This is a genomic window from Dyadobacter sp. 676 (assembly GCF_040448675.1).
Classification (GTDB): domain Bacteria; phylum Bacteroidota; class Bacteroidia; order Cytophagales; family Spirosomataceae; genus Dyadobacter.
Map to the genome: position 1 here is coordinate 2,115,983 of NZ_CP159289.1, position 16,040 is coordinate 2,132,022.

At 48.6% G+C, this 16,040-nt stretch carries 15 protein-coding genes; 14 read left to right on the forward strand and 1 reads right to left on the reverse strand.

Translation table 11 applies throughout. The features are described from left to right. Positions 1–11: 11 nt before the first annotated feature. The 14 genes from ABV298_RS09450 to ABV298_RS09515 all read left to right on the forward strand — a co-directional run bounded on the left by ABV298_RS09450 (position 12) and on the right by ABV298_RS09515 (position 15,602). Positions 12–929 carry a glycosyltransferase gene (locus ABV298_RS09450; RefSeq protein WP_353721887.1) on the forward strand — a complete coding sequence of 306 codons (918 nt, stop codon included), beginning with the start codon at positions 12–14 and terminating at the stop codon, positions 927–929. Positions 930–936: 7 nt separating this feature from the next. After that, complete coding sequence (locus ABV298_RS09455) at positions 937–2,388, forward strand: lipopolysaccharide biosynthesis protein (RefSeq protein WP_353721888.1); 1,452 nt, start codon at positions 937–939, stop codon at positions 2,386–2,388. A gap of 35 nt (positions 2,389–2,423) precedes the next feature. After that, on the forward strand, positions 2,424–3,137 hold the full coding sequence (locus ABV298_RS09460; RefSeq protein ID WP_353721889.1) for a class I SAM-dependent methyltransferase: 714 nt from the start codon (positions 2,424–2,426) through the stop codon (positions 3,135–3,137). Between the two features lie 147 nt (positions 3,138–3,284). Further along, positions 3,285–4,358 (forward strand): glycosyltransferase family 4 protein, encoded by a 1,074-nt coding sequence (locus tag ABV298_RS09465; RefSeq protein ID WP_353721890.1) that lies wholly within the window; start codon positions 3,285–3,287, stop codon positions 4,356–4,358. A gap of 9 nt (positions 4,359–4,367) precedes the next feature. After that, positions 4,368–5,099: a glycosyltransferase family 2 protein gene (locus ABV298_RS09470; protein ID WP_353721891.1), complete on the forward strand. Its 732-nt coding sequence runs from the start codon at positions 4,368–4,370 to the stop codon at positions 5,097–5,099. Beyond that, complete coding sequence (locus tag ABV298_RS09475; RefSeq protein ID WP_353721892.1) at positions 5,089–6,399, forward strand: hypothetical protein; 1,311 nt, start codon at positions 5,089–5,091, stop codon at positions 6,397–6,399. The genes ABV298_RS09470 and ABV298_RS09475 overlap by 11 nt, the downstream gene beginning before the upstream one ends. Continuing rightward, complete coding sequence (locus tag ABV298_RS09480; RefSeq protein WP_353721893.1) at positions 6,392–7,468, forward strand: glycosyltransferase family 4 protein; 1,077 nt, start codon at positions 6,392–6,394, stop codon at positions 7,466–7,468. The genes ABV298_RS09475 and ABV298_RS09480 overlap by 8 nt, the downstream gene beginning before the upstream one ends. A gap of 61 nt (positions 7,469–7,529) precedes the next feature. Then, complete coding sequence (locus ABV298_RS09485; RefSeq protein WP_353721894.1) at positions 7,530–8,585, forward strand: glycosyltransferase family 4 protein; 1,056 nt, start codon at positions 7,530–7,532, stop codon at positions 8,583–8,585. 66 nt (positions 8,586–8,651) lie between these two features. Next, positions 8,652–9,719, forward strand: a complete 1,068-nt coding sequence (locus ABV298_RS09490; RefSeq protein WP_353721895.1) for a glycosyltransferase — start codon at positions 8,652–8,654, stop codon at positions 9,717–9,719. A 336-nt stretch (positions 9,720–10,055) separates the two neighbouring features. Further along, a complete protein-coding gene (locus tag ABV298_RS09495; protein ID WP_353721896.1) occupies positions 10,056–11,057 on the forward strand; it encodes a sugar transferase in 1,002 nt (333 codons plus the stop codon). A 39-nt stretch (positions 11,058–11,096) separates the two neighbouring features. Next, positions 11,097–12,518 (forward strand): capsule assembly Wzi family protein, encoded by a 1,422-nt coding sequence (locus ABV298_RS09500; RefSeq protein WP_353721897.1) that lies wholly within the window; start codon positions 11,097–11,099, stop codon positions 12,516–12,518. A 48-nt stretch (positions 12,519–12,566) separates the two neighbouring features. Next, positions 12,567–14,009, forward strand: coding sequence for a capsule assembly Wzi family protein (locus ABV298_RS09505; RefSeq protein ID WP_353721898.1), 1,443 nt, complete (start codon positions 12,567–12,569; stop codon positions 14,007–14,009). Positions 14,010–14,116: 107 nt separating this feature from the next. After that, entirely contained in the window at positions 14,117–14,860 is a 744-nt protein-coding gene (locus ABV298_RS09510) for a capsule assembly Wzi family protein (RefSeq protein WP_353721899.1), read from the forward strand. Beyond that, on the forward strand, positions 14,754–15,602 hold the full coding sequence (locus ABV298_RS09515) for a capsule assembly Wzi family protein (RefSeq protein WP_353721900.1): 849 nt from the start codon (positions 14,754–14,756) through the stop codon (positions 15,600–15,602). The genes ABV298_RS09510 and ABV298_RS09515 overlap by 107 nt, the downstream gene beginning before the upstream one ends. Positions 15,603–15,609: 7 nt before the next feature. Here ABV298_RS09515 and ABV298_RS09520 read toward each other — a convergent pair whose 3' ends face one another. Beyond that, positions 15,610–15,999, reverse strand: coding sequence for an HIT family protein (locus ABV298_RS09520; protein ID WP_353721901.1), 390 nt, complete (start codon positions 15,997–15,999; stop codon positions 15,610–15,612). Between the last annotated feature and the right edge of the window lie 41 nt (positions 16,000–16,040).

Sequence of the window (16,040 nt, forward strand, 5' to 3'; positions counted from 1 at the left end):
TCGATCAAGATATGCTAACTATTCTCATTCCTACCTATAACCGGATGGAATTTCTCATAAAAAACCTCGAAATTCTGTCGGAAATTATCCCGGCAGGCGGTTTTACTGAGGAAGTTAGCCTTATCGTTTCGGACAATTGTTCCACCGACAATACATACCACGAAGTTAAGAGGTTTAAGGACGAGGCTAAAATAGGAATAACGTTACACCGGCAGGACACCAACATCGGGCTGAAAGCCAATGCATTGTTCGTTCTCGAAAAGAGTACAACGGATTATGTGATGTACCTCGGTGACGACGATTTCATCGACGCCGGCTATTTGGCTACCTGCATGAAGCTCATCAGGAAGGACGCCAAAACGACCGTCATCGTTCCTAACTATGTGCCCGTGTCTGTCGATAACGAGCTCGTTGCCGATTCAAGGGATCTTATCGGGCCGGTGCAGAGATTTGAGCCGGGATTTGATTCTATCCTGAAATATTCCTGGAAAGGTCATCAGATCAGCGGCATCGTCCTGAAACGCGAAGGGCTGCACGACGCGTACATGAAATATGGTGTTGATAACATTTATCCGTTCGTGTTTTTCGTATCGTACTCAGGCCTTAACGGCGTGGGATACCTCATCAAAGACAATCCCGTACGCGTGACGCAGCCGGTCAAGAAGAAAGATTGGGGTTACGGCGACGACGGGCTCGTCGGCGAGATTTTCGACAATTACAAAAAACTGCCCGTTTCATCCATTCAACGGTTCCGATTGGAAACTACATTGCTTTACATACAGAACTGGCGACTTTTGATGTACCGGAAGTTCGGGGCGAAAGTGTTCTGGAAAGCGGTGTGTAAAATAGGTTATGGAAAAAGTTCGAGTATGTTATTTTCGCTGTTTTTTCCTGTTTTGCTGGTGCTGATTAAATTGAAAAGAAAATAGGAGGAATATGCAGGTTCAGCAAGAGATCAAGAAAGGGGCAATCACTGTGTTCATCACGAAGTACAGTGGCATTGTCATTGGTCTTATTGTAAATTCAATATTAGCCAGGCTTCTTTCACCTTCGGAGTTTGGTGTAGTGGGCGTTATCACCGTTTTCATAGCGTTTTTCAACATTCTCAGTGATATCGGCCTTGGCGTGGCTATCGTCCAGAACCAGGATCTTGGGAAAAAGGACATATCGGACATATTCAAGCTCAGCTTTTTCCTGAGCGTGATGCTTGCCGTTTGCTTCGCGGGGTTGTCTTACGCCATTGCCTGGTTCTACCAGAACGATATTTACCTGATTATCAGCAAGCTACTGGCGATTAACGTACTATTCAGCGCCTTAACGGTCGTACCCAAAAACCTGCTCATTAAGGCGAAGGCATTCAAAACGATCGGTGCAGTGGAAGTGAGCGTATCGCTGGTTACCGGCGTGCTGGCTATTTTTATGGCGAATGCGGATTGGAGCTACTATGCGATCGTCTGGCGTTCTATCATATCCAGCATGGGCATTTTCTTCTTGTGCCTCTATTTCTCGGGGCTGAAAGTGCAGCGAGGCTTTTCATTGAAGGCCGCACGGAAAGTCGCACGGTACTCTATGAACCAGTTTGCGTTCAATTTTATCAATTACTTCTCACGAAACCTCGATAACATATTGATCGGCAAGTATATGGGCAGCCAGAGCCTGGGGATTTACAACCAGGCCTACCAGCTCATGACCTACCCGATCTCGAACCTGACCCACGTAATAACGCCTGTGCTTCACCCCGTTCTGGCGCAATTCCAGCACAACGTGCAAGTGATTTTCACGGAGTACATGAAGGTGGTGAAAATCCTGGCAGCCATCGGTATCCCTATTTCGATATTCGTCTACTTCTCTTCCGACGAAATCATTTACCTGGTTTTAGGCGAGCGGTGGATGGAAGTAGTACCTATCCTGCGGGTGCTGAGCATTTCGATCTGGGTGCAAATGATTTCTTCCAGCGCCGGGGCGATATTTCAGGCTACGGGCAGGACCGACATACTTTTCAGGCTGGGTTTATCCTGCTCGGCGATCATGATCGTCGCCATTGTAACGGGAACATTAGTGTTCAAATCGCTGATTGTGACGGCCTACGCGTTGGTTATCGCGTTTTGGGTAAGTTTTGTACTGATATTTTTTGTGCTGCTGCATTACATATTCCGTCAGCCGGCTTCTGTCTTTTTCAGTGCAATCGCGAAACATTTCGGTCTGGCGCTGGCAATGATCGCAGGATTATGGATCAACAGCCACCAGGCGGCTTTTCAGATCGTCGATGCCCAATCCGCGCTCATTTCACTAAGCATCAAAAGTGCCATTGCGTTCATCATATTTTCACTGTTCAATATCAGTCTGATCAGAAAATACTTGCCAGGCGTCCCTAACCCGAAACTATAACGCTCTATAAATTAAATCATTTAAATCAATCTAACATGTACGAAAGAGAACCCGGTATTGAACGCCTGTACCCTTCAATTTTTGGAAGAATGGCAACCCGCTACTACTATCTGCGTCAGCTGCGGCAAGCGATCGAAGATGTGATCAGGGATTTTGTCGCCAAGAGTCCAAGGAAACTGGTATTGGCGGATTACGGCTGTGGCAACAAGCCTTACGAACCGCTGATCGCTCCTTTTGTAGAAAAATACATTGGCATCGATCTCGCTGTAAACAAGATCGCCGACATTCATATTTCACCGGAAGGACAAATCGAACTTCCTGAAAAAAGCCTCGACGTGGTGCTTTCAACGCAGGTTCTCGAACACGTAGTGAATCCCGGCGAATACCTTTCGGAAGCACACCGCGTGTTGAAAGACGACGGGCAGCTTATTTTAAGTACCCACGGTTACTGGATGTTCCACCCCGACCCTACGGATTTCTGGCGATGGACTTCCACCGGGCTGCGAAAGGTGGTTACCGAGGCCGGATTCGAGGTAATTCATTTTAAAGGCATTATCGGCCGCTCGGCAATGGGCTTGCAGTTGTTTCAGGACGGTATCACGTTTGTAATACCAAGAATCGCCCGTCCGGTACTTGCGATGATCATTCAACCATTGATCATGCTGTTCGATAAGTTGCCGTCCCAGGCAGGAAAGGACCAGGATGCCTGTACATTCATTCTGGTAGCGAAGAAAAGAGTTAAACAATAAATCCCACAGTCGTCAATGGAAAGCCGGCCCGGGCCGGTTACTTGCAAACATTGACGTTGATCGAATATAATGAAGAGCGGCAGGCCGAAGATATTGACAATCAGCCACTATGGAAACTTATACGGGGCGAACAGGTCATTATTAGCATTGATTGGCAGCCTCCGGAACAGCGTCGACTGGCACGTCGTTTGTCGCGAAAAGGGCGATTTTACCCGTGAACTGGAAAAAATCGGTATCAGTCACAGCGTAATCCCGCTGGCGTGGGATGTGTCGCCAAAAGGTACGGCAGACAAGCTACGCAGTGTGGTCAAATTCACGATGAATGTCGTACTGGCGCTTTATCTGAGTTTTTATGTCGTTACCCGGCGGGTGGGACTGATCCATTCCAACAGTTCCGTCATTTTTATCGGCGCGCTGGTGGCGTTCTTTACGGGGCGCCGGCATCTTTGGCATTTGCGCGAATTTGTGTATGAAGATTATAATCTGAAGTACAATTTCGGCAGAACGGCTTTCCGTTTCTGGGCCGACAAGGCATGGACACTCATTTGTATCTCCAAAAGTATTTACAAAAAAAGGGTTGTCGAAACAGGCGTCACGACTCGTAGTGTGCTGATTTATAATGGGCTGGTATCTGATCCGCCCGTTAAGAGGACGGCAACCAGGAAAGACATCGTAACGTTAGGCGTTGTAGGCGTGATCGACCCCGCGAAAGACCAGTTGACTGCCATCAAAGCGGTGCATTTACTGAACACGAGGGGGTATCCTACCCGTTTGAAAATCGTGGGCGAAGTCGGTGCCGGGCCCTATTTTGAGACATTGGAAGATTACATCAAAGCCCATAAACTTGAAAATGCGGTTGATTTCACCGGATTTTCAAAGGATGTGGATGCTATTTATAATTCCCTGGATATCACCCTCATGTGCTCTCAAAACGAAGCGATGGGGCGTGTAACGATCGAAAGTATGATGCGGGGAGTACCCGTGGTCGCCTACGATTCCGGAGGCAGCAGCGAGCTGATCGAACATGAAAGAACGGGCCTCTTGTTTAAAGGGGGCGAAGCCGTGCTGGCTGATCAGATCGTCCGTTTGCTGGAAGACCCTGATTTATACCGAAGGATATCCGAACAGGCGCAAGAACACGCCTCGGCTAATTTTACAGTTTCGCAGTACGCGAAGAATTTTTTTAATGAGGTTACCGCAGCGCTGGCAGTACCCGAATAGCAGAAGTATATGCAGTATCCCAAAATTTCGATTATTACAGTTGTCAGAAACGGCGAAAAAGATCTGGAAAATGCCATTAAGAGTGTCGTCAATCAGACTTATGGCAATATCGAGTACATTGTCCTGGACGGTCTCTCTACCGACGGAACTCTGGACATCATCCGAAAATACGACGATCGGATCGCCCTTTGGAAAAGTGAAAGTGACCGAGGGATATTTGATGCTATGAACAAAGGCCTCGACCTCGCGACCGGCGACTGGGTCTATTTCCTCGGATGCGACGATGTGCTTGCCTCCCCGACCATCATCGAAGAAGTGGTCGCAGAGTTCACACGCCCCGATGGCATTTACTATGGCAATACTTATCTAAAAAAAAGTAACCAGATTTATACCGGTAAAGTCAGCAAATGGAACATCGCACTGCGGAACATTTCACACCAGGCCATTTTCTACCCGAAGTCCATTTATAAGGAAAAGAAGTATAACTTGGAATATAAATTAACCGCGGACCACATCTATAACCTGGAACTTTACAGCCGACATGCAGCGCAGTTTTTTTATATGCCCAAACTGATTTCGTTATACAACGATCTCGGAATGAGCTCGGTTAACATCGACCACCTGCATAAAAAAACGATCGTGGGCGTGGTTTTTCAAAATCTGGGAAGTGCCGTGGGTACCTATTACTGGTTCCGCGTAAAGGTTTCAAATTTTAAAAACAGCCTGAAAGGTGGGAAATGAGTTTTTCGTAAGGGCAATCCTGGATAACTGGCTTTACTTCGGGGCCATTTACGGGGGTTTCTTATGTTTTTACCTTCTCCTTTACCGCAAAATATATTGGGGCATTCTGGATCCGATGCTGATCACGGTGATCAATCTCGCCGGTGGGGCATTTTGTGTATACTTTCTGTACACCGACCAATCCCTGAAACCGATTTATGGCTGGTCGTTTCTAGGAACGGAAGTAGCCTTGTTTCTTGGGCTGACACTCGCAACATACATTCCCGTGCTGAAACTCGGCGGCAACACCAACAAAGTTGAAATACTGCGATCCGAAGGCGTCAGTGAGTTCGATATCTTCTGTTTTGTCGTTTACGCCGCCTATGTGTGCGTAGAGATTGTCAATTTGAAAACGGTCGGGATCGTCTTGCTCAATGACGAAGAGAATCACGTTTCAGCCTACTCCGGCCATGGAATCGTGCGCGCATTTCTGCTCTCGTACCGCACGCTGGTAATCCTCGCGCTCTACTATAAAACCTTGTATTTGAAGAAAAAGCTGAACCTGTTCGAGCTGTTCATTTGCTTCGTTCTGCTGGTCGATATCGCGACGAGCGGATCGAAAGGGGCTGTCGCCGTCTTTTTCCTGATGTATTTCCTCATCAGCTACCCGATGGTTAATAAGGGAAGAATGGAGACAATCAAACTTTCATTGCCGCTAATGGTGGCCCTGGCGAGTTTTCCCGTCGCTATTGTGATGATTTCCGTGGGTGCGGATGTTACATCGGCTATTCAGCAGGTAGGTTTGCGGCTGATGGCCAGCGGCGACATTTTCCTGCTCGGTTATTTCGATGACGTGATGGACAGCATTCAGGAAACTTCGTTTTTCAAGTACGCCTTTTATCCGGGATGGGGAGCCATTCTGAAAAACCTGGGGTTCGACATTACCCCGCCCGAACCCGTTGGGGTAGATGTATTTGCATTTTATACCAACCGCCGGACTTCTGGTGCGAATGGGCGCTACAATTACCTGGCTTACCATTTCTTCGGGCTTTGGGGAGGGATTATCTACGCATTGGTTATCGGCCTGCTCGTAGGTTACCTGCGCAATACATTTAAGAACCTCAACCCAATGAACATGAATTATTACGCATTTCTGTTCATGGTCGTACTGATCAGTTGTTCAACCCGCCTCATCGACGACATTTTGCTGTTCGGCAACACCAGTTTCTGGGCACTCCTCTTCCTGACCTTATCTTTCGTGATAGCCAAATTCCTGTACAAGGTGCTCCAAGTGGTCACCGGACTGAAATCGTATGCCTAACATTGTCTTTTTCATTTATAATATCGCGGCAGTTGGTGGAACTGAGCGCGTTGCCTCCGTCATTATCAACGAATTAGCGAGAAAAGGTTATAATGTCCATGTGCTGGGCCTCTATGGCGATCCGGAGAAGGTTTTCTTCCCCTATGAGCCAACTGTCAGGGTGACGAGCCTGCATATCGATAATCTGAAAGGAGTCCGGAAAATCCTGTATTCCCAACACCGGATCCGGCAATTTGTGAACAGCAACCATATCGACACTTTCGTAACGGTTGAATCCATTATGGCTACCTATTCGGTGCCTTCGCTGGCGCTGACGGGCATCCGGCACGTGGTGTGGGAGCATTTCAATTTCAAAGTCAGTCTGGGCATTGCCGCCCGGTCGCTCGCCCGGCAGCTTGCCTTGTGCTTCGCCGACCATATCGTAACGCTTACAGCACGCGACAGGCAATTCTGGAACGAGGGTGCCTGGCGCCGTCGTGCGGAGCTTGTCCACATTCCCAACCCTATGTTCCTGGAAGAGAGAACGCCGTCCGAAAATCCGTCAAAAACGGTGATTTCCGTCGGCAGACTGACTTTTCAGAAAGGTTTCGATCTACTGATCGACACCTGGGCACGGGTACCGGCAATCCTCCGGCAGGAGTGGAAACTGCTCATTATCGGTGACGGCGAGGATAAACCGCTGATCGAGAAGAAAGTAGCTGAGCTGGGAATTGGCCAATCGGTGGAACTTGTCGGCGCGACGAAGGAGGTATTCAAGTATTTTGAAAATGCTTCCATTTATTGCCTGAGCTCGCGTTTCGAGGGCTTGCCGATGGTGCTTCTGGAAGCATTGGCATTCCATCTTCCGATCGTCGCTTTCGACTGCGACACAGGCCCCGGGGAACTGGTAGAAAATGGAAAGAACGGTATTTTGGTAGAAGCCGGAAATGTGCCCGCCCTGGCCCGCTCGCTCGCTTCCCTTATGCAGGACGACGAGCTGCGCGAGCGCATGAGACATTATCAATCGCAAAGGCTTGGAACGCTCGAACTCGAAGGCATTATGGACCAGTGGTATAACATTTTGAAATAAACTCAACACCGACGGACACACGCTTTGAAAACAAAAAAAACTACTCTATATTCTCCACGATGTGCAAATCGGCGGCGTTGAAGTAGCATTACTCTCGGCCATCCCCGACTTAAACCGGCGATTTGAGCTGAAAGTAATGGTATTGGGGCGCGTCGACGCGAATATGACCCGCCATTTGACAGCGGAAGAAAAAGCCTGCTTTGCTGAATTCGATTACAAATTAAGCCTGTATCCGCTGGTCGTTTTCAAAATGGTCCGGTTCATATTGAACTTCGCACCCGACGTCATGATCTGCTCGCTTTGGCGTGCTTCGTTGCTCGGTGTTATCGCCAAAAAGCTCAGCCCGAAGCTACGGTTCGTGTCTTTCATACATAACACCGCATTTTTCCACCGCCTCGACCGTTTTTTCAGCCAGACAGCCATTCGCAATGCGGATACGATATTCACCGATTCGGGGGCGACGGCGACATTTGTCTCGCAGCAATTCGGGCCATCGGTGCCTGTGCGCGTCATTTCATTTTTTACCAATCCGTCGCCTGAATTTAAAACATCCCTCCCCTTCGATAACCGGGATATCCGCTTTATGTTTCTCGGGCGCATCAATGCGGTAAAAAACTTACCTTTGGCAGTCGATACGATCCGGTACCTTGCAGATAAAGGCCACAACGTTTCGCTGGATATTTTTGGCCGGGACGATGGAATGCTTGGTGCAGTTAAGGAACATATTCGTTCCAAATCCCTGGAAAACCGGGTTAAATTTAAAGGCGAGATAACCGGCAACCAGAAGCTCGATATGTTTGGAAAATATCATTTCCTGATTCAGTTGAGCACCAACGAGGGAATGGCGATGAGTGTCGCCGAAGCAATGCAGAACGGTCTGGTTTGCTTTGTGACGCCGGTGGGGGAAATTCCCAACTATGCCACTGACATGCATACGGCGATTTTTGCAGATATTAGTACACCGGAAACGTTTGGTAATTCATTAAAAAAACTGGAATCGGTGATCGTCGATCCGGATCTTTACAACCGGATTTCGTCGGAGAGCTTCGCCGGCTTGAAGAGCGTCGGTACCTACTCGGAATCGCTCGTTGGGGGAATAGATGAAGTTTTGCAATGAATGCGGGCGACCGCCCGGTATCGCATTGAAAAGGGAAACGGTTCGAATGGAGTTGTTATTGAGATTATGAAAATTTTACATGTCATCACGCTTGCGGAACTCGGTGGCGCCCAATCCGTGGTGATTAACCTGGCGCGGGAGTCGGTTAACGACGGCCATGAGGTAATGGTGGCGTCGTCGGAAGACGGCGAACTTTGGAAAGTTCTGCCATCGGGGGTAGCCCAGTGGAAAATCAGCCCGCTGCAACGTTCCATCAGCCTGTCGAAGGAACATAAAGTGGTGAATGAACTACGCCGTGTTTACCGCATTTTTAAACCCGACGTAGTTCACCTGCATTCCTCCAAGATCGGCATCCTCGGGCGTCTCGCATTTCCGCGGAAGAAAATCGTCTATACCGTGCACGGTTTCGATTCTATCCGTGTGGCATTCAGGAAGTTTCTCCATCTCGAACGTTTGCTCCAGACCAGGGCCAAGCACATCGTAGGGGTAAGCAAATACGATTACCAGAACCTGTTGGGCGAGGGAATTAAAAAGAATGTGTCGTACATCTACAACGGCATTACCGATTACTCGGCGAGCATACCTGAAAATCAGAGCGAGAGCTACCGTCGGCTGGCCGAAACGATCCGGTCGAAAAATGGCTTCAAAGTCATGTGTATCGCACGCATTTCCCCGCAAAAGAAGTTCGAACTGTTCTGCGAGGTCGCCGGCCTACTGGAGGCGCACAATATCCATTTCTTCTGGATAGGTAACAAGGACGAGATAACCGGTCTTCCGGCGAATGCGTACTGCCTTGGTGAGGCGGAGGACGCACACCGGCTCCTGAAATATGCGGATGTATTTATGCTGCCTTCCAATTACGAAGGAATGCCCATGTCCATTCTCGAAGCATTATGCTATGCGGTTCCGGTAATCGCCTCGGACGTAGGCGGTGTTGGCGAAGTGCTTAACGGGCTGAATGGCAAGGCAGTAGCCAACACCGCCAGGGAGTTCGCAGACCAGATCCTGCATTATGCCAACAACCCTGCCGAACTGGCGAAGGCTAAAAACGAAGCCAGAAAGTCTTACGAGGAATACTTTACAGTGGGAGCCATGTACCGGATGTATCTGTCGTTGTACAAGTCGATTGCCTGAACATTGCCGCGCAAACAAACGGCTTCCGACGGCATTATAAGAAATGTGATAATTCGGGACAAGCGGCGGAACCTGTCGGGGGCCGGAAAAAAAAGGAAAAATTCTTTACAGTAAAATAATATTTTGTGTCAAATCCTTACTTATATTTGCCCAAGTAGATTCATCCCTTCTCCACCAAATATTAATTTTTCGCAAAAAACCCCTTCTCTGCCTAAAATTATATTTGATTTGACCGTATTTATAATTTCGTATTTAAAAAGTTTATTCCTAAACTTGTAGCTTTAACACACGTACAATCTTTTAATCACACTATTTTCTTAGTCTAAATACACACATATGGGCAACACTTACGTAACTGACCGAAAGTACATCCATCGGCTTCTGAGCAAAACTGCCATTTCTGAGGAAGTCTTGATTGTCACCAGCTACGACTACTTTCTTCAAAAATATGATCTGGCTTTGCTCCTGAAAAAGTACAAGGAGATTATTCTGATTCCTCACTCGGACAACGACGACTACCTTCTCAATCATACAGTAAGACCTTTACTCGACAGATTCGAAAAAATACACCTGGTTACCAATCCTCAATACGATCGCCGTAACCGCGTGATATACGAACTGGTTGTCCGGAAAAACAAATCGATCCGTATTACCACTGTTTACGATTTTTGCGAAAGGGATCTCAAGAAGGTCTATATTCCGGACGATGTCACCGAAATCAACCCCAACCTGCTAACAGTTCCCACATTCGGCAGGAGGGTCCGTTACCCTAAAAAAATCATCGACGTAACGATTTCAATCATATTGTTCCTCCTGACGTTCCCGATCTGGATACTCAGCTATTTCCGGATCAAGTTCGAATCGCCGGGGCCGGTATTCTACTTCCAGGAACGCGTCGGAATGAATAACAAGCCTTTCAACTGTATCAAGTTCCGCTCCATGCGAGTGGATGCGGAGCAAAACGGGGCTTCGTTCTCGAAGAAAAACGATTCGAGGATATTCGCTTACGGCTCGTTCATGCGCCTGACGCGTATCGATGAGCTGCCCCAGATCATCAACATTTTCAGACGCGACCTTTCGCTGATCGGCCCGCGCCCGGAGCGCCCCGTGTTTACCGAGACTTTCGACGAGATCATTCCCTACTATAATCTCCGTCATAATATCAAACCCGGGATTACGGGTTATGCGCAGGTCATGTACTCTTACGGCGCTGGTGTTTACGATGCCCGTCATAAGTTGATGTATGACCTTTACTATATCAAAAACTGGAATTTATTCCTGGAATTGAAAATAATACTCCTTACTGCCGTCGTTATTTTCGGCAAGAAAGGCAGGTAAGCCCTCTGACACCTCGTTGAATTTCTTAATAGTCCTGGAATGAGGAAAATCCTTTATGTGCTGCTGCTCTCGGCAGCACTTTGCGCTGAAAGTCACTCACAGGATTCAACCTTTTTCTATTCCGCCGGAATCAATGCGGCGGGCTCGACTTCCGGTGTCCCGCTATGGCTGCATGCCAATCAAAACGCAAGCATGCCCGAAAAAGGGTCGTTTGTGCAAGGTGCTGCCAGCTTTCACCGGATCTATAATCGCAACAATCCCCGTTTCTTCCAATGGTCGGGCGGAGCGGAACTCGTGGGTTACGCCGGGAAGAAATCCGATGTATTTTTTACCGATCTGTTTATCGCAGGCAAAGCAGGCCCGGTCGAGCTTAGCGTCGGGCAAAGAAAAGACTTCATGGGCCTGGGCGACAGCCTGCTTACAATGGGCGCGATCGCGATGTCGTCCAACTACCGCCCCTACCCCAAAATCCAACTCTCTACCCCGAACTTTGTCAATCTGATTCCGGGGAACGATCTGATCTCTTTCAAATTTTCCTACGGTGACGGAATGCTCGGTTCCGGTGGAATCCACTATGGAAACGTAAGCAGCGTTCCCGACATTTACCTTCATCAGAAATCGCTGTACATCAAATTGGGAAAACATGCGCATCGCCTGAACCTCTTTGCGGGATTCAATCATCAGGCCATGTGGGGCGGAGAAGAAAAAATTTTTACGGGCGGTCTCAAAGCCTCCAAGGCTTATGAATATGTCGTTTTCGGGAAGCCATGGAAAGCCAGCCGCGTAGGCAACCACTTTGGAACGATCGACGTCGCCGCTGAATGGAAGGGAAAACAATGGGATATTTTCCTTTATCGTCAAACCATCTACGAAGACGGGTCCCTGAAAAACCTTTCCACGATCTCCGACGGCCTGAGTGGTTTGAGGTTCAAACGAAAGAACAAAAACAGTGCATACCCGGGCTTCCGGTTTAACACGCTTCTGTTTGAGTTTCTTTATACGAAGAACCAGGGCGGAGCCGTATTCGATTACCTCGCCGGAATTTTCGGAAAAGACAATTATTTCAACCACTACGTTTATAACCAGGGGTGGTCGTATAGGGGAAAAGGGCTGGGCACGCCGATGATCCCTTCGCAAAACATTACCCGTGACAAACTGTTTACTTCGGAGACGCTTTTTACGGCGAACAACATGATTATCGCCTGGCATCTTGGAGCAGAAGCTTCGTGGAAAAAGCTGAACTTTCTGTTAAAAGGGAGTTTTTCCCAAAATTCCGGTACTTATGACGATCCGATCAACCCGTCCGTTAACCAAACGTCGCTCCTTTTTCGGATCGATACACCGCTTTTCGGAAAATCCAGTGATCTTTTCGGTTTAAGTTTAGCCTCCGACTTCGGCCAGTTATATACGCAAAACATGGCGGTGATGATCAGTTGGAGGAAATCGGGCTTTATCTGGTAACTTTAAACATTCTCATAACCCGACTGACCAATTTCTCTATTTTACTAAATGTCGTTCCTGATTACCCATATACGAGTTTGCCTGACCCTTTATCTATTACTCATCGTCTTCGAATTACAAGCCCAGGACTCTACGGTATACTATAAAGCGTCGATAACAGCCGCGGGAGCGACGGCCCGGACGCCCTTTTGGCAATATGCCAATCAATATGGCAGCATTCCGCTGAACGGCAATTTCGGGGTCGTGGACGCAGGCATATATAAAGTGTACAACCCGCATAACCCGAGGCTGCTTCAATGGAGCGCGGGTGTTCAGGGTATTGCCAGCTATGGCAAATCCGGAAATGTTTTTTTGTCCGACCTGTATGCGGCATTGAAAATCGGCAGAGTGGAAATTCTGGCGGGGCAAAAAAGAATGACGGCCGGGCTCGCCGACACTACGTTAACTTCGGGCCCGCTCGCGATGGCTGGGAATGCAAGGCCCTATCCGCGAATCCAGGTTGCCATTCAGGACTACTTTCCGCTTTATTTCACCAACAACTTCGTGGCGTTCAAGTTCACCTACTCCGACGGCTACCTTGGCGGCAGTGGGATCAATTATGGAAGTGTGCCCCGTGTTGCAGATACCTATTTACACCAGAAACAGCTTTATTTCCGCCTCGGGAACAAATCGCACCAGTACCGGGTGCATATCGGGGCCAACCATCAGGCTATCTGGGGCAGCGAGGATAAAATAATGCCGCTCTACAAACTGAATATGCTGAATGCATACTGGCACACCATTTCAGGCAAAACGCTGGATTACAGGAAGGTAGGCAATCATTTCGGTACATTCGACATCGGCGGCGAATGGCATGGGAAAAACTGGAATTTCTTTCTGTATCGCCAGAATATCTATGAAACCGGCTCGCTTTTCAGGGTTACCAACTTCGAAGACGGGCTGAATGGACTGAGCATGAAACGGACCAAGCCCCTGCCAAAAGGCTCGTCCTATTTCGCATTCCATTCGTTTCTGCTGGAAGTGGTGGGGACGCATAATCAGGTCAACCGCTTTCCCGTATCGGAGCTGGTGCTGTTCGAAAAGGCAAACTACTTCAATAGCTACGTTTACCAGCGCGGATGGTCGTATTACGGCTCCGGTATAGGCACTCCATTGGCCCCTCCTTCGGCTGCTACGGACAGGGATTTGCCGCGAAATAACTCGGAATTCACCAATAATAATCGATTCTGGGCGTTTCATACCGGAGCGACGGCAACCTGGTTACACCTGAAACTGGCATTCCGCGGCACGTACACCCGTAATTCCGGGACGTTCCTGAGTCCTTTCGGAGGTGTAAAGCAGCAGGTATCCCTATTTCTCAGTGCTGAAAAAAACCTAAATATCTTGGGGAAGTGCAGTGTTTATTCCGCATTATCCTCCGATATTGGTGAATTGTATCCGAATACATATGGACTGATGATCGGGCTACGCAAAAGCGGCTTCCTCGATTAATTCCGTGTATGGATAGAAGGCGTAGGTGTTCAATATGATAATAGAAAAGTTATACTTATTTTTGTTGGCTATTATACACATTATGGACAAAGCGTGAGGGCACACCTATGAGAATTCTTTTATTCATATTATTAACAGTGCCCTTCATTGGTTTTTCCCAATCCGAGATCAAGGAACCTGTAATATATACCGACTCCACCACCAATTATGTGGAATTTGCCGGAATGGGCAGTACCAACGGGTATACGCCGTTCTGGATCCAGTCGAACCAGTTCGGCATCGTACCGAAGACAGGACCCAACCTCAGCGCCCGCGCGGGATTGGAACACTCCTGGACCATTTCAGAAAACAAGACCCGCAACGAATGGCGCCTGGGTGCGGGTGTTGAAGCGGTTGGTAATTTTGTACAAACCAAAAATTTCCTGCTCCCCCAGGCGCACGTGACCTTGCGCTACAAAAACTGGGAGCTTTATGTCGGCCGTAAAAAACAGGCGCTCGGGCTGGCCGATTCCACGATTGGCTCCGGCTCCTACGCGTGGTCGGGTAATGCGTTGCCTATCCCTAAAATTTACCTTGGAACCACTCGGTTCGTTCCCGTGCCGCTGACAAAAGGCTGGCTTTCTTTCCAGGCGTTTTATTCCGACGGGTTATTTGAAAACAACAGGCCGATTACCGAGAACCTGAAATTTCATCAAAAGGCATTCTATCTGCGCATCGGAAAAGCGCATTCGGCTCTGAAACTCTATGGGGGGCTTCAACCACCAGGTGCAATGGGGCGGGCGGCTCAAAAAGAACCTCGGCCTTACCGGCGAAGCTTTACAGATGCCTACCGGCTTCAAAAATTATGTTAATGCGGTAATCGGGTCCATCGGTGGCTCGGGCGACGACATTACATTCTTCGACAGCACCAGCCGGATCGGGAACCACCTTGGCTCGATCGACCTCGCGATGGAAGTCGAGACTTACGGCAGCAGTATTTTCCTTTACCGGCAGTTCATCTACGAAGATGGTTCGCTTTTCTACCTGACCGGCCTCAAAGACGGCTTGTACGGTGCCCGTGTCAAGCGAAAAAATTCCTACGGCGCCAATTTTGAGGTGAATGCGGTGGTACTGGAATTTTTGTACACCAAAGACCAGGGCGGCGATGATTTCGTACTGGACAATGGCAAGAAACGCGGGCACGACAACTATTTCAACAACCAGCAGGTCCGCGATGGCTGGGGATATTACGACAGGACGATCGGCACGCCGTTCATCCCCCCCACTTCGCAGACCAAATGGAAATGGCCCAATTATGCCGACAATTTTACGAGTAACAACCGCGTAGCGATGCTTCATCTGGGCTTCGAAGGGACATTGTTCCGCAGGGTGCAATGGATGGGTAAATTCTCCTTCTCGGAAAACAGCGGCGCCTACCTCGAACCGTTCCACGGATCGCCCAGGCAATTCTCGGGCATGCTCATGATGCAATCCAAGCTCGATGTCCTCGGCGGGCTGACGCTGAAAGGCGCCTATGCCGCGGATATAGGCGATTTATACCGCAAAACCTATGGATTTATGCTTGGAGTAAGAAAAGACTTCTCCTTCTACTGATCCGATCTCACAAGTTATTTCTGATTTTTTCGGCCAGCGCCGCCAATTCTTCCTGCGAGGTTTTTATCTTTTTACTAAAATCCGCATCCGCCATGCTGTTCAGCGGAAGCAGATGAACGTGTGCATGGGGCACTTCCAGGCCAATTACGCTCACGCCGATCCGCAGGCAGGGCACCGTCTTCTCCAATGCGGGCACAATGCTTTTGGCAAACCGGAACAGGCGGGTGTACAGCTCGTCGTCGAGATCGAAAAGATAATCCACTTCCTTCTTAGGGATAACCAGCGTATGCCCTTTTGTTATGGGGAAAGCGTCCAGAAATGCGAGAAAATCCGCTGTTTCCGCTATTTTGTGGCAAGGGATCTCGCCTGCTACGATTCTTGAAAATATAGATGCCATGTGGATATAATGTCGGATTATTTTGAGTTACTCCCAAAAAT